Genomic DNA, 14,351 nt, shown 5'->3' on the forward strand with positions numbered 1-14,351 from the left:
GTAAGCACATGAAAGGGAAAATATGTTGTTTATTATTGCTCGGTTTTTGTGGAATGAATAGCCAAGCAACAGAGCTGATTTATACACCAGTGAATCCCAACTTTGGTGGAAACCCGCTAAATGGTAATTTTCTTCTGGGAGTGGCAAATGCAATCAATGATTACAAAGCCCCCAAGGAAGATTCATTGTTAGATGAACAATCCGATCTAGAGCGACTGGCTTCCAGTTTAGAATCCAGGTTGATTAGTCAGTTGCTTTCAGATGTCGGTAATGGTAATACCGGGCAATTAGTCACGGATGATTTTCTGCTGAATATCGTTGATAACAACGGTACGCTGATGATCCAAATTACGGATAAAGAAACAGGGGAATCGTCAACCATCCAAGTTAATGGCTTAGTGCCTGACATGTAAGGAGATAGGCATGAAAGTCATTACTTTGCTGGCGTGTGCACTGGTGTTGAGTGGCTGTAGTCAATCGATGAGAATTCCTGAGATAGACCGAGAGCCGACATTGATGCCGAGAGGAGCAACGTATCTGGATTTGACCTCTTTGCCCATGCCCAGAGGCCAAGTATTTGTTTCAGTATATGATTTCAGGGATCAGACAGGTCAATATAAACCGCAGCCAAATAGTAATTTTTCTACAGCTGTTCCTCAGGGAGGGGCTGCAATGTTGACTACCTCTTTATTAAACTCTAAATGGTTTATACCTCTTGAGCGTGAGGGCCTGCAGAATTTATTGACCGAAAGAAAAATAATTCGTGCTGCACAGAATAAGCAAGAGATCCCTAAGAACCATGGTGATCATCTTCCTTCGCTTATGGCTGCAAATATTATGATTGAGGGCGGGATTATTGCCTATGACACCAATATTCAGACTGGAGGAGCAGGTGCTCGTTATTTGGGGATAGGTATGTCTTCACAGTATCGTTCTGATCAGGTCTCTGTGAACGTCAGGGCTATTGATGTTAGAAGTGGTCGTGTATTGTTAAGTGTGACAACCAGTAAAACGATATTATCTCAGGAGTTGCAAACCGGTGTGTTTAAATTCATAGACTATAAGGACTTACTGGAAGCAGAACTCGGCATTACTACCAATGAACCAGTGAATGTTGCTGTGATGTCTGCGATAGACTCGGCGGTGATACAGCTGATTGTCGATGGTATCAAGACTAATATGTGGCAGTTGAATACTTCATCTGATATTAATAATCCAATTATTCAGAGATATATGAACGTTACTCAGCCAATTATTTAATATCTCACATTATTTAAAAGCGTCCTCAGGGCGCTTTTTTTGTGTCAAAAGCATATGTTTCATCGCGTGTGTGAAATGATTCATCGGAGGCTTTCCTGCTAGATACATAATGATTGGGTTTTTTTGATTTCAGCATTATATGTATATTTTTATATTGTGATTATATTGTCTGCCTGACGAGTGAAAATATCTTGATAATGTATTTTTGTTGTTGTTATTCAACGTGTTATGTTTGTTGTCTTTAATTTGAATGTAATGTAAAAGTACTAGCAAAAAAATTCACACATTCATTAGTAAGTTTATAGAATTTGAATGATTAAATACCATAATAAAGTTACAAGATGACATTGAGTTCAGGTTGCAGTAATGAAAACCCAAGTAATTAATAAAAATGTTTTGTTCATCTGTGGTGCTTTATTTGTTTCAAGTGCAAGCGCCTTTGATTTAGCCAGGAATGAATTTGGTTATTATGACTCAGAATTAGATGGCATCAATGGTAATGCATCTTCTGTTGAGTTATCAAATGCAACGAATAGTAAAGTGTTTATCCGACAAAATAGTCCTCAGGGTTGGAAAGGAAATAAGGCGATGGTACGCCAGTCGGGTAATAACAATGTTGCAGTCGCTAATCAAAATGGTGTGAATAATTTCGCTTATTTAGACCAGAATGGAAATGACAATATTGCGGCTGTTTATCAGAATGGTTGGAATAATAAAGGCATTATTATTCAAAATGGAAATGAGAATTTTGCAGCGTTGGTACAAAATGGTAACAACTCTCGCGAATACATCAACCAGCAGGGTGATGGCAATAAAGCTGTAGTGGTAGAAAGACCTGGAGTGAGTTACTCGGGATATAATATAAATCAGTCGGGTAACGAACAATTATTAATAGTAAACGGAATGAATAAAAATATTTCTGTCCATTAACACAATTAAAGGAAATGATCATGAAAAAGTTAGCAGTAGTAATCTCAACAATTCTGATGTCTTCTGGTGCAATGGCGGCTGATAACTACTCTTATACCGAAGCGTCTGGCGATAGTGACAATAACATGGAAAATGTTACTCAAGTCTCTGATGGATACTATGGTGATAACTCATCTGTAACCAAATTTCAGTACGACTCAGATCACAACAATGTCGACATTTATCAAAAAGGTAAAAAATTAGAATCAACAGTTTATATTGGCGGTTCTGATCACAATGATGTGGATGTTTCACAGCATGGTTACAGAAATGATTCAGATGTAGTTATTACATATGGTTCAGATTATAATGACGTCGCTGTCACTCAATATGGTGCCCGTAATTATTCTGACGTCAATATTACTTGGCATTCTGATCATAATGATGCCGAAGTTAAACAAGGCGGATATCGTAATGACGCCGACATTAACATCTGGGATTATGCTGACTACAATAAAGCAAAAATCAGCCAGCGCGGTTCTTATAATGATGCTGAGATCAATATTGAATCCGGTGATTACAATAAAGTGAGAATCAGTCAACATGGTTCAAACAATACTGGTGATGTAGATTTGCTGGGTGGTGGTGTTGATTCTAACACTGTACGCATGACCCAGTATGGTGATGACAACACTGCATACGTGAACATGTGGGGCAGTGCGGAGCATAACTTAGTCGATATTGATCAACTGGGCGATGACTCGTTTGCTAAAGTGAATATCTCTGGTTACTCCGATTACAACACTGTTTATATTAACCAATCGACTAACGATGTTGCTATCAAAGAAATTAGTGGTAACTCTGACGGCAATACCTTTATCCTGAATCAGTTTTAAGTAGCTTATGCACTCAGGAAAAATGATTAAAGCGGCGGTTATCGCCGCTTTTACTTATCTGCCGTTAACCGTTCTGGCGCAGGATGATTTGCCGGTTGATTTGTCCTGTAAGGTTCTGACTCAGAACATTTCTTTACAAATCATAACGAACGGCAACGAGTCGGTTACGTTAACGGTGGAATCTGCCAGAGGCAATCGGATGCGAAGTACTGTCAGTGGCTCGAGCCGTGCTTCAATGATGTTGAGCAAGACACAATTTCCTGTGACTATCATGGTCGATACCGTGGGAAAAAACTCTGTCCTGACAGTCACCGACGACTGTCAAATTACCCACCAGACACCTCATTCCTGAGGTGTTTCATCATCCAATAGCATCTTAGTTTTCCTTATAGTAAGGTGCGCTTCCCTGAAGTGTGCGCTGATACATGCCGGAGTTGTTTGGCATAATGTCTTCGGCATGGTGCAGGCTGAATTCGTTTATCGCTGCGCATGGCTATGTGCGAGAGTGCACAGAATGTTATCGCTTTACGCATTAAGCTCTCATTCCGATTTTAAAATTGCTATTATGTGAGGCTGATTCCGATTCTTGCCCTGCGAAGAGGGCCTTTATTGGCTAAAGAGCAGGGGAATTGGCCGTAATCTGTTTGTTGTCATACAGGCGGAAGAGGGATCGCGTCAGAAAGATCACGGGAACATAAACGCTCTGACGCTTTATGCGTCGCTGGTTTTTCGGCGCGATGAAAATTATGATCACTATTATTTGACTGTGTAGCAGTAACAACATTAATGCTTGGTTAATACTATGTATATTCAGAAAGTTATGCCTAATCGTGATGACGTCCGAGGGATCCTCAGCGCGTCCGATGCTTATATGTATAGTCTGTACCCACCTGAGACGAACAACCTGGAAAGTGAGGAATCCCTCATGAAGGACAATGTTCATCTGGTCGGCGCCTTTGTACGCGGTGCATTAGCCGGTATTGGCGCAGTGAAAATGATGGATGATGACGGGCAGTACGGTGAAATCAAGCGTATGTTTGTGCTGGATAACTATCGCGGCCTGGGTATATCCCGGCAAATTATGGAGGCTTTGCACCAGTACCTTAAGCATAACGGTATCGGCATTGCCCGCCTGGAAACCGGCGTGAATCAACCTGAATCAATTGGCCTATATCAAACCATGGGTTATCGGGTTTGTGAGCCTTATGGTCAGTACCAAGCGCACCCGCTCAGTATTTTCATGGAGCTTGACCTGAATTCGCTGGACGGTTAGCAGGACGTTTGACATGTCATGGAGGACAGATGTCAGTAGAAGCAAAAATTAATGCCCCATGACGACCCATCTGATGTCGAATCAATACCACGGCTCCTGTCAATGCGGGGCCGTGACCTTTTCTATCTTTGGTGAAATTAAAGCCATTACACATTGCCATTGCTCTATGTGCAGAAAAAGCCATAGTGCTGTGTATGCCACTTATGCGGCGACCTTGAAGGATAACTTTAGCCTGAAAGGTGAAGAGCATCTCACTGCGTTTTCATCCTCCCCCGGCGTTATTCGTCGGTTTTGTAAGCACTGCGGAGCCAGCGTACAGTGGCTGGACAGCGGTAAATACAGTCATGAGTGGGTGACATTTTCACTTCCTTTGCTGGATACGCCTTTTACTCCCAGCAAGCAAAAACATATTTATATCAATGATAAGCTCGTTTGGTTAGCGGTTTGTGATGAGCATAAAAAATACCCAAAAGGGCGCGGATAAGCCTCTCTTCTGTATTTCTTCTGTAAAAAGTGAGAGTTAGCGCAATCAATCAGGCTTAGATCCTTGATCTGGTTCTCTACTAAAGTAATGCTACAAAGCTTTGTGCAACTGCGCTCACTGCATTTGTGTGTTGATGATCCTGTGATTGAGAAATGAATCCAGCTTTCGAGCTTTGTCATGGCTCCGAGCGTTATCAGGTTCCATTTCTGCGAACTGTTGCAACTGTTTAAACACCGTATAAATTTGTCCAAGGAAGATCATGCTTATCAAACGGCCAGGCTCCCGGTATCAACTAAAACCGTTTACCGCGCAGGACTATTCATTACTCATGGATTGGGTAACGGATGAGGAGTTTAATTTACTTTGGGGAGGACCTGTGTATCAGTTTCCTCTGACCATAGAACAGATTGAGAAACATATTGCCCGTCCCGAAGTCCATCCCTATTTATTTCAGGTCGAAGGCCAGACAAAAGGCTATGTCGAGTTATACCAATCAGCACCCAAACAGTGCCGGCTTTGTCGTGTACTAGTGGCGAATGAATCGGACCGTGGTAAGGGCTATGGCCGGATGCTGCTGGATATGGCGGTGGAGAAAGCAGAGTCTGAGTTCGGTGCCGAGGTGGTATCATTAGCCGTGTTTGAGCACAATTTTCGTGCAGTAAATTGCTATCGTGGTATGGGGTTTGAAACGTATCAGGCTGATCGGGCGACTCGCGTTTTTAATGGTGAACCCTGGACTTTACTGCAAATGAAGAAGTTATTGTAACTATCCGGTTCGGCTTGCAGAGACACTCAGTGCTACTCTCAATAAAGAATGACTGAATTCTCCTCTTTGGTAGTGATACCAAGGTATCTTGAGCTGTATTCTGGCTATCCGGCCAGATTTGCCGCCCCTATGATGAGGTATGCCCATGAGCTTGGAACAATTCAAATATGTCAGCTATATCGCGGCAAAAGATACTGATGTCTGGAATGCTTTGCTGGATCCGAAAATGACCCAGCAATACTGGGGGCATGTGAATGAATCTGACTGGAAAGTGGGCAGCCGGTGGGCGCATATTCGGGCTGACGGCTCTGAAATTGAAGATGTGACGGGAAAAGTGTTGCTTATTCACCCACCTCACCATTTAGTGCTGAGCTGGCAGGAAACCGGAGGGCACCATGGTGTAATGCATTCATCTCAGGTGAGTGTCGCGCTGGAAAACCTTGGTGAAGACACCCGGATAACGGTTATCCACAGTGACTTGCAGTCGGGTTCGCTGAGTTATCAGGATGTCAGTGAAGGCTGGCCCGCGGTGATCAGCAATTTAAAAACCTTGCTGGAAACGGGTCATGTAATGGCCAGCGATATCTGGTCGGCCAATTAGTAACAGGTTACTGACGTTTGGTAAAACCTGGTGCGGCATCAGAAGCAGGGTGTTCCAGGTTGGTGATTGGGTATGGATGCTCTGCTTTAAATTGCTGTTTCATTTCATACATAGCAAAATCTGCCTCCTGCAGCAGTTCTGACAGGCTTTTGCTGCCCGGAGTATAAACGCTCAGGCCGATACTGGCCGAGAGCGATAATTCGCGATGGAGGAGCTGAATGGGGATTTTGAGTACGTGGTCCAGCGTGTTCATCAGAAAGTTCGACACATACGCCTGATTGACCGACTGAGGGAAAACCTGGATCACAGCAAATTCATCACCTCCCATCCTGGCAACATACATGCCATCGTGTGTCAGGTTATCAAGTCGACGCGCTATTGTTTTTAGCAACTGATCCCCGGCACCATGCCCCAGTGTATCGTTCACTTCTTTGAACCCGTTCAGGTCAATCAGGAAAAACGCAAACTCGTTACCGGATTTCTCAAGATCTTTTAATTTTCTGTTGAGCCAAAGTCGGTTATGGATGCCGGTTAATGAGTCATACATCGCCAGTTGATGGTGTGTTTTCGACTCTTTCATCAGTAAGTAAATCATCATGATGCCGATCAGCAAGGTGGAAAACAGGGAGGCATGGATTAACCAGCGCAGAGAAATAAACCTGTCCAGTTTTGAGCGCAATACATTGTTGGTGAAAAGAAATGTTTTTAACGCATAACTCATCAATTGATCGTAATTATCTTTGACCGCCAGGGTCAGTTCAGTCACGTTCTGTTTGGTGAGCTGTTGCAGCGAAGCTTCGTAGCCTTTAACGATTTGATAGTGATGATTGAAAGATTGCAATGAACCAAAGGTGCTGTGAAGGCGGTTCACCTGGCTGTTGACTTGAATGGAATTAAAGCGGCTTAACAGTATCTCATACTGGAGTAGTACGTCGTTATTATCAGCCCGCCCGGCTTCATAGCTCTGAAGCTGGTATATTAACTCACTGTATTCATCGCTCAGTTGCATCATGAACCAGCTGGCCAGATTCTGGTCTTTACTGACAGACTCAGCATTGGATTCTAAAGAGCTGACAGACACGAAAGTAAACACAATAAGCAGGGGAGCCGCAAAAAAAAGCAGCTTTTTCATTAAGGGCATCCCGGCTAAGTGAAAAACTTTTAATGATTTCAAAGATAACACGTCATGGCACCACATTAATTTCGTTTATTTGCCAGACCATTTTTTCTAGGAAACCCTTATCAATGAGGTTTGGGTACGTATCCAGTGAAAAAATAAGCCAGAAGGGGCCGTAATCACGTACTCTCATCCATTCATCATTGTGACGTACCGCCAGTACAGGTTGATATGTTTCCATATCTTGCCAGTTTAACTCGGCGGTAAATTTATTCAGGGCCGTAAAATGTATGGTGCCGGGTTTTAGCTGATAGTGGTCTAACAAGGCTTGCAGATTAACACCGGAAAATGTTGCTTTGCCATTGACCCAAGGCATAGAGGTGGTGATGGATTCCTGCGGGAGGCTGGCGATATCGACTCGTGTCAGGCGTATTTCTATGGGCGCATTTTCCGCCGACTGCCCTTTAAGTGTCAACGGAGGTGGTGTGAGAGCAAAAACAGGAAAAACGAAAATAACTCCTGCAAATAGCAGGCCTGACAAGAGGGTATTGGAAAGTGGTGAGATATACTTCCTGAGAATCACATATCCCTCAGCTTCGTGTGCGATTAGTGCGTAAATACAAAGATAGCTATATAAAAGCGCAAAGCAATACTTTTCTCGTATGAATGAGTGTGAAGGGATTATTTCAAATTTGAATTGAATGTGGGCGTTATGTCTGAAATGACAGTTTATGTGGTTTTATATTTTTCAATCATTGGACTTTTCGGTATAAACACATAGTCTTGTTGCGTGACTTTTGTTCCAAAAGTGGCGCATGGGAGGCGATTGCATATATGAAGTTCCAACTTAAGTTTATTGTCACGCAAGGAAATCAGATGCCAAAGTGTCTTTTTTTAGACATCTGATGCTATTACCGGCGAACCCTAGTTAAAGTACTTCTGCTGAAGTCATTGGCGCTGTTGATCACGCCGGCTTGACAGGCAAATTAAAGTAACGGGCTGAACATATAAAAGCATTGTTCAAGAAATTTATGGCCTAAAGAACGTTCACGCCATTTTGCCGGATCAATCCGGCTGGATTGTTTTATATACTGTTGCTGCAATTGTGCTAATTGCGCTGTAAAAACCGGATTATCTACCGCTAACGTCACTTCAAAATTCAGCCACAGACTTCGCATATCCAGGTTGACTGTACCAATCAGGCAGTGGGTATCATCAACGACAACCGATTTAGTATGGAGCAGACCGCCGTTAAACCGGTGAATGAATACACCGGCATTGAGAAGTTCGGCAAAAAACGAGCGGCTGGCCCATTCCACCATGACAGAGTCGTTTTTGGCGGGAATGACAATGTGAACTTCTGTCCCTCGTTCCGCGGCACTGATCAGCGCATGTAACAAGTGTTCGCTGGGTACAAAATAGGGGGTAGTGATGACCACGCGCTCCCTGGCCTGGTAAATACTGATCAGCAGAACCTGATGGATGATTTCATCCGGCATACCCGGCCCGGACGGAATCACCTGGATCATATCGATGTTGCCAGCAGGCGGGGTTGCGTCGCATTCAGGAACGGGGGGCAAATAACGTTGCCCGGTTTCGACTTCCCAATCCCAGGCCTGAATACAATTGAGCACCGACACGGCCGGACCGGTGACTCGCACCATCACATCAATCCATTGCCCTACACCGGCATCTGTTTTAAAAAAAGCCGGATCGACCAGATTCATGGAGCCGGTATAGGCAATTTGCGCATCAATGACAACAATTTTACGGTGCTGCCGGATATCCAGTCTTCGCAGGAACATACGTAACGGGCTGACAGCCAGCGCTTCTGTCAATTCGATACCGGCATGCTTCATTAAACGCGGCCAGTGGGAACGGAAAAAACGCATACTGCCAGCAGAATCCAGCAATAATCTGACTTTAACACCACGTTTAGCGGCAAGAATTAATGCGGTTGCCACTTCGTCGGCCAGGCCGCCCGGATGCCAGATATAAAATTCCAAATGAATTGCGCGATGGGCCTGCTGTATGTCTGAAATCAGCGAGCGCAGAATGGTTTGCGGGGTGTCCTGCAATGTCATGCTGTTACCCACCAACGCCGGAATGCCGAGGCGGTTCTGACACAGGTCGTGAATGGGTTTGGTATGCAGGTTCATCAGCTGAGGCTGGTGCCCCGGGCAGTTATACAGTTGCTTAAACCAGCTGGCGAAGGGTTCAAACATTTCTTCGGCACGTAATGCCCGCTTTTTGCCAAGATTGAGTTCACCAAACAAGAGATAGGCAATGATGCCACCAATAGGAATGATGTAGATAATCATCAGCCATGCCAGCGACACGCCCACAACACGACGTTTGAATACCACCCGCATAGTGACAGCCGCAATGGCCACCCAATAGATAAACAGGCTGAGCCAGGCTAAGACTTGATAAACGTGATCCATAAAAGCGGCTTGTCTCTTTCTATATGCATACCTGCGCTCTATTTTGCACCCGAATCGCTGTAAAACATAGGGTTAAGCGAAAACTTGACACATTTTATAATGCCGTATGTATCAATAGTGAAGGCGTTATACGCTGAGAAATGTCTTATCTTGTAAGAGCCCCTTGTTATTTGAGTATCGTGTATGGCGAACAGAGCGCAATTCAGCTCCCGCATTGGTTTCATTCTGGCGGCAGCCGGCTCCGCGGTCGGTCTGGGCAATATCTGGGGTTTTCCGACTCAGGCGGCCAGCAATGGCGGCGCGGTATTTCTGATGGTTTATTTGCTGATGGTGTTTGCGCTGGCTTATCCCTTGCTGGTGGCCGAGCTGACCATTGGCCGCTACGGTAGTGCCGATCCCATCACCTCGTTGCGTAAAGTCTGGCCACGGCAGAAAGCCCTGATGGGACTGGTCGGACTGGCGGGTATGATAGCTGTATCGCTGATATTGAGTTTCTACGCGATTGTTGCCGGTTGGCTATTGGGGTATTTGCTGGCACCGATTTGTGAGGCGGTGGGGCTGGTTTCAATGGCTCACTGGCTGGAAGCGTTTGGCAGCGGCCGTAACCTGATACTCATGCTGGTCTTTATGTGGCTGACCGTAATGGTAGTAAGGAGCGGGGTTGCTGATGGGATCGAAAAATGGTCCACCCGTCTGATGCCTGTTCTGCTGCTGCTGTTCGTTGTTATGGTGGTGTATATATTGACGCAGGACGGCGCCTGGAACGGGTTGAAGCTGTACCTGATCCCGGATTTCAGCCATTTGTCTCCCAAGCTGATTGTCAGCGCGATGGGGCAGGCGTTTTTTTCTCTTTCTCTTGGGGTGTGCACTATGATGGTGTACGGCTCGTATCTGAGTAAGTCGGCGAATCTACCGAAAACAGCAGCGCAGGTTGCACTGCTCGATACTGCCGTTGCTTTTATCGCCGGGCTGCTGATCCTGCCTGCTATGTTTGTGGCCCAGCATAACGGCGTGGTGATTTACGACGAGAGCGGGGCATTACTGGCGTCCGATACGCTGGTATTTAGTGTGCTGCCGACCATGTTCGACACCATGGGGCCGGTGGGCATGATAGTCGGCATCTTGTTTTTCGTGCTGATGATCATTGCGGCGCTTACCTCTTCCATTTCTATGCTGGAGGTGCCTGTCTCTTGCGCCATTGAAGAACTGAACCAGCGCCGCAGTACCGCCGTCTGGTGGATAGGCGGGTTAATCTGCGTCATCTCGGCGATCATTGTGTTTAATTTTGACGCCTTGTTCGGCCGGGTAGTGACCACGACCACAGCCTACGCACAGCCGATCATCGGCATGATTTTCGCGCTGCTGGTGGGATGGATCTGGCACAGAAATAAAGTATTGCAAGAAATCCGCAAAGGTTATCCGGCCGTTGCGTCGAGCCTGTTCTGGCGGATCTGGCCCTGGTATGTGCGTATTGTCTGTCCGGTTCTCATGCTGCTGATCTTTTTCCTCCAGTAACGGATGACATCACAAGGCTGGCGTCATGCGGCAGAGCGGGTATACTGCCGCTTTCCTGAGTTAATCGAACTGCGAACCATGTTTACACTTCTGCATCAAACCCCGGACTTCCTCGTTATTTGCAAACATGCTGGCGTGAGTGTGCATAAAGATGACAATGATCAGCCATTGCTCGCGGAGGTTGCAGCGGCAACCGGAGATAAACAGCTGTATCTGATCCACCGTCTGGATAAGATGACATCGGGCATTTTGCTGCTGGGCCGTCACGCGAAAGCCGCCGCCGAGTTGTCGGGCGGTTTTGCCCGTCGTGAAGTGCAGAAGTTTTATCTCGCTATCAGCAGCAAGAAACCCAAAAAGAAGCAGGGCACAGTGATTGGCGATATGAGCCGTTCACGTCGTCGCAGTTGGAAACTGGATGCAACGCGAGAGAATCCGGCTATTACCCAGTTTATTTCAACGGCCGCCGGTGGTGGCCGCCGGCTGTTCCTGTGCAAACCCTGCACAGGGAAAACCCATCAGATCCGGGTGGCGTTGAAAAGTGTGGGGGCCGGCATCACAGGTGATGATATTTATGGCCAGGAAGAGGCAGACCGCGGATATTTACACGCATTTGCCCTGCAGTTTACCTTTCAGGGACAAGTCAGCCGCTTTGTCTGTTTGCCTGAACAAGGCTCGCTATGGCAAGTGGCGGAAGTGCAGGTTGCGTTGTCCGAGTGGTCTGCGCCCTGGGACATTTCATGGCCTTCGCTACCTTCAGGGCTGGTTAAACCGCGCATTGATTAATGCCGTTGCCGCCAGAGCGGCAATCCGGTTAGATTCATTTATTATTTATTCCATACTGGTGATTCATGGACGCTTCTGCTTTACCTCTTTTTTATCAACATTTGCTGTCGCAACTGGCTTCTCCTCCTCATGAAATGCGCCGGCTATTCCATGGCCGGGGCCGGCGCTGGACCGGACTGGAGCAACTGACGGCCGACTGGCTTGACGGCCAGGTGTTGATATCGCTGTTTAAAGAGCAGGATGCTGACTTTCTGGCTGCTTTGACGGCTTTACTTCAAGACGTAACGCAAACGCAAGCCTGGCAGCGCTCGGGCGCGGTGTCGCTTTTGGTGCAGCATCGTGACCGGGTGGGCTCACCGATGGAAGTGATCTGGGGGGAGCTGCAAACCTGGCAGCAAGTGACGGAAAATGGCCTTAAGTTTCAGCTGGATTTGGGCCAGAAGCAAAATAATGGTCTGTTTCTGGACATGCGTTATGGCCGCCAGTGGGTAAGAGACGCGGCGAAAGACAGCAAAGTGCTCAATTTGTTTGCCTATACGTGTGGATTTTCTGTTGCCGCCATTGCGGGCGGCGCAGAGCATGTGGTTAATCTGGATATGGCCAAAGCGGCTCTGGGGCGTGGCCGGGATAATCACCGGCTGAACGGGCACGATCTGAGCAAGGTGAGTTTTTTAGGGCACGATATCTTTAAATCCTGGGGCAAACTGAAAAAGTATGGCCCTTATGATCTGATTATCATTGACCCGCCGTCCTTTCAGAAAGGCAGTTTTGCACTCACGAAAGATTACGCCAAAATTCTGCGCCGTTTGCCGGATATGCTGACAGCCGAAGGCAAGGTGCTGGCCTGTGTCAACTCGCCTGCTGTGTCACCACAGTTTCTGATTGATGGTATGGCTGAGGAAGCACCTGAATTGACGTTTATTGAGCGCCTTGATAATCCGCCTGAGTTTGCGGATCTGGAGCACGACAGTGCGCTGAAGGCCATGGTTTTTGCCCGATAAATAAAAATGCCGGAGGATATCTCCGGCATTTTTATTGCGGGTTAGCTTCCTGCCTGGCTTTCTGTCTGGCAATAGTTCAGGAGCCGGGAGCCACAATCTGGGCACAGAATTGTGCATTGATCGGCTGCTGCACCACGGGTCTTCCCCGCATATCCAGGATCTGAATCAGATAGCCCAGACCTTCGCTGACCATAGGCGTCAGTTCAGGATTACTGCAGAAATTCGCTGCCGCTGCCTGAGCCGCCTGAGTGGGAGGAACTTTACCGCCACCACCGTAGAGAATGGTAATTTCAACAATATTCTGCTGCGCCTTCGCTTTCATGATCTGGTACTGATCAATCTTGGGATAAGGTGCTTTGGAGTTAATGACAGCTGCCCGGCGCTCCGCAAGCTCGTTGGTCAGGTCATCCTGCGATTTAGCACAGCCAGTGAGAATAACTGCAGCCATCATGGCGGTAAACAGGGCCTTTATGGATGCTCGATTCATAACCATCAGGCCGGAAGTACTTTTTTGAATGGCTTCACAATGACTTTGTCATAGACACCGGCATCAATGTAAGGATCGGCCTCTGCCCAGGCTTTTGCTTCTTCAAGAGAGCCAAACTCGGCGATGACGGTAGAGCCTGTAAAACCGGCTTCACCCGGGTTATCGCTGTCAATGGCGGGCATAGGTCCGGCCACCAGCAGGCGGCCTTCATCCTGCAGGGCTTTGAGGCGAGTCAGGTGATTTTCGCGAACGCTCAGACGGCGCTCCAGACTGTTTTCAACATCTTGAGAAAAAATGACGTACCACATGCGTTCTGTCTCCCTGTACTTGTGGTGGAATGCAGCCGTTATCATAGCGGAATGAAAAAGCCCCAACCAGCGGTCAGGGCAGATAAATCAGGCTTTCTTAATCGGACGAGGGCGGCCATCGGCATCAATGGCGACATAATTGAAGGTGGCTTCACTGACTTTGTAGCGCTCACCAATACCGTCATTGCCAACGGGTTTCACCCACACTTCCATGGCGACAGAGAGCGATGTATTACCAATACGGTTACATTCGCCATAACAGCACACAACATCGCCCACACCGACGGGGGCTTTAAACACTATGTTGTCGACTGAGACGGTAACCACTTTACCGCGAGATATTTCCTTAGCCAGAATCGCGCCGGCCAGATCGAGCTGTGACATTATCCAGCCACCAAAAATGTCGCCATTTGCATTGGTGTCAGCAGGCATGGCTAAAGTGCGAAGTAATAACTGGCCTCGTGGGACATTATTTTCTGAATTCATCATAAATCATGTGTTGGGAAG

At 46.7% G+C, this 14,351-nt stretch carries 18 protein-coding genes; 12 read left to right on the plus strand and 6 right to left on the minus strand.

Annotation, left to right across the window (positions count from 1 at the left end; all coding sequences use genetic code 11):
- Window positions 1–8: 8 nt before the first annotated feature.
- The 9 genes from L6J37_RS03665 to L6J37_RS03705 all read left to right on the plus strand — a co-directional run bounded on the left by L6J37_RS03665 (window position 9) and on the right by L6J37_RS03705 (window position 6,189).
- Window positions 9–413 (plus strand): curli assembly protein CsgF, encoded by a 405-nt coding sequence (locus tag L6J37_RS03665; RefSeq protein ID WP_237794152.1) that lies wholly within the window; start codon window positions 9–11, stop codon window positions 411–413.
- A 10-nt stretch (window positions 414–423) separates the two neighbouring features.
- Window positions 424–1,260, plus strand: a complete 837-nt coding sequence (locus L6J37_RS03670) for a CsgG/HfaB family protein (RefSeq protein WP_237794153.1) — start codon at window positions 424–426, stop codon at window positions 1,258–1,260.
- A 366-nt stretch (window positions 1,261–1,626) separates the two neighbouring features.
- Window positions 1,627–2,190, plus strand: coding sequence for a hypothetical protein (locus L6J37_RS03675; protein ID WP_237794155.1), 564 nt, complete (start codon window positions 1,627–1,629; stop codon window positions 2,188–2,190).
- 20 nt (window positions 2,191–2,210) lie between these two features.
- The gene (locus L6J37_RS03680) at window positions 2,211–3,065 is read left to right on the plus strand and encodes a hypothetical protein (protein ID WP_237794157.1); all 855 of its coding nucleotides are present in this window, start codon (window positions 2,211–2,213) and stop codon (window positions 3,063–3,065) included.
- A gap of 22 nt (window positions 3,066–3,087) precedes the next feature.
- A complete protein-coding gene (locus L6J37_RS03685) occupies window positions 3,088–3,417 on the plus strand; it encodes a hypothetical protein (RefSeq protein ID WP_237794159.1) in 330 nt (109 codons plus the stop codon).
- 519 nt (window positions 3,418–3,936) lie between these two features.
- On the plus strand, window positions 3,937–4,338 hold the full coding sequence (locus L6J37_RS03690; protein WP_269093354.1) for a GNAT family N-acetyltransferase: 402 nt from the start codon (window positions 3,937–3,939) through the stop codon (window positions 4,336–4,338).
- A 58-nt stretch (window positions 4,339–4,396) separates the two neighbouring features.
- Window positions 4,397–4,822: a GFA family protein gene (locus tag L6J37_RS03695; RefSeq protein ID WP_192015281.1), complete on the plus strand. Its 426-nt coding sequence runs from the start codon at window positions 4,397–4,399 to the stop codon at window positions 4,820–4,822.
- A gap of 259 nt (window positions 4,823–5,081) precedes the next feature.
- A complete protein-coding gene (locus tag L6J37_RS03700; protein ID WP_192015282.1) occupies window positions 5,082–5,588 on the plus strand; it encodes a GNAT family N-acetyltransferase in 507 nt (168 codons plus the stop codon).
- A gap of 145 nt (window positions 5,589–5,733) precedes the next feature.
- Window positions 5,734–6,189 carry an SRPBCC domain-containing protein gene (locus tag L6J37_RS03705; RefSeq protein WP_052729897.1) on the plus strand — a complete coding sequence of 152 codons (456 nt, stop codon included), beginning with the start codon at window positions 5,734–5,736 and terminating at the stop codon, window positions 6,187–6,189.
- 7 nt (window positions 6,190–6,196) lie between these two features.
- On the opposite strand, the gene L6J37_RS03710 is transcribed toward L6J37_RS03705, so the two are convergent.
- From L6J37_RS03710 to cls, 3 genes are all read right to left on the minus strand, one after another.
- Window positions 6,197–7,321: a GGDEF domain-containing protein gene (locus L6J37_RS03710; protein ID WP_237794161.1), complete on the minus strand. Its 1,125-nt coding sequence runs from the start codon at window positions 7,319–7,321 to the stop codon at window positions 6,197–6,199.
- 52 nt (window positions 7,322–7,373) lie between these two features.
- Complete coding sequence (locus tag L6J37_RS03715) at window positions 7,374–7,889, minus strand: oxidoreductase (RefSeq protein WP_237794162.1); 516 nt, start codon at window positions 7,887–7,889, stop codon at window positions 7,374–7,376.
- 403 nt (window positions 7,890–8,292) lie between these two features.
- A complete protein-coding gene (gene cls, locus L6J37_RS03720; RefSeq protein ID WP_192015285.1) occupies window positions 8,293–9,750 on the minus strand; it encodes a cardiolipin synthase in 1,458 nt (485 codons plus the stop codon).
- Between the two features lie 183 nt (window positions 9,751–9,933).
- Here cls and L6J37_RS03725 point away from each other — a divergent pair, with 183 nt between their 5' ends.
- From L6J37_RS03725 to L6J37_RS03735, 3 genes are all read left to right on the plus strand, one after another.
- Window positions 9,934–11,265 carry a sodium-dependent transporter gene (locus tag L6J37_RS03725; RefSeq protein ID WP_237794163.1) on the plus strand — a complete coding sequence of 444 codons (1,332 nt, stop codon included), beginning with the start codon at window positions 9,934–9,936 and terminating at the stop codon, window positions 11,263–11,265.
- Between the two features lie 78 nt (window positions 11,266–11,343).
- On the plus strand, window positions 11,344–12,048 hold the full coding sequence (locus L6J37_RS03730) for a TIGR01621 family pseudouridine synthase (protein ID WP_192015377.1): 705 nt from the start codon (window positions 11,344–11,346) through the stop codon (window positions 12,046–12,048).
- Window positions 12,049–12,113: 65 nt separating this feature from the next.
- Window positions 12,114–13,049 (plus strand): class I SAM-dependent methyltransferase, encoded by a 936-nt coding sequence (locus L6J37_RS03735; protein WP_237794164.1) that lies wholly within the window; start codon window positions 12,114–12,116, stop codon window positions 13,047–13,049.
- A 76-nt stretch (window positions 13,050–13,125) separates the two neighbouring features.
- On the opposite strand, the gene gspS2 is transcribed toward L6J37_RS03735, so the two are convergent.
- From gspS2 to yciA, 3 genes are all read right to left on the minus strand, one after another.
- Window positions 13,126–13,536: a type II secretion system pilot lipoprotein GspS-beta gene (gspS2, locus tag L6J37_RS03740; protein WP_192015288.1), complete on the minus strand. Its 411-nt coding sequence runs from the start codon at window positions 13,534–13,536 to the stop codon at window positions 13,126–13,128.
- A 5-nt stretch (window positions 13,537–13,541) separates the two neighbouring features.
- Window positions 13,542–13,844: a YciI family protein gene (locus L6J37_RS03745; protein ID WP_237794165.1), complete on the minus strand. Its 303-nt coding sequence runs from the start codon at window positions 13,842–13,844 to the stop codon at window positions 13,542–13,544.
- Between the two features lie 87 nt (window positions 13,845–13,931).
- The gene (gene yciA / locus L6J37_RS03750; RefSeq protein WP_192015378.1) at window positions 13,932–14,330 is read right to left on the minus strand and encodes an acyl-CoA thioester hydrolase YciA; all 399 of its coding nucleotides are present in this window, start codon (window positions 14,328–14,330) and stop codon (window positions 13,932–13,934) included.
- Window positions 14,331–14,351: the final 21 nt, after the last annotated feature.

The organism is Photobacterium sp. WH77, from assembly GCF_022014395.1.
Taxonomy (GTDB): Bacteria; Pseudomonadota; Gammaproteobacteria; order Enterobacterales; family Vibrionaceae; genus Photobacterium; species Photobacterium arenosum.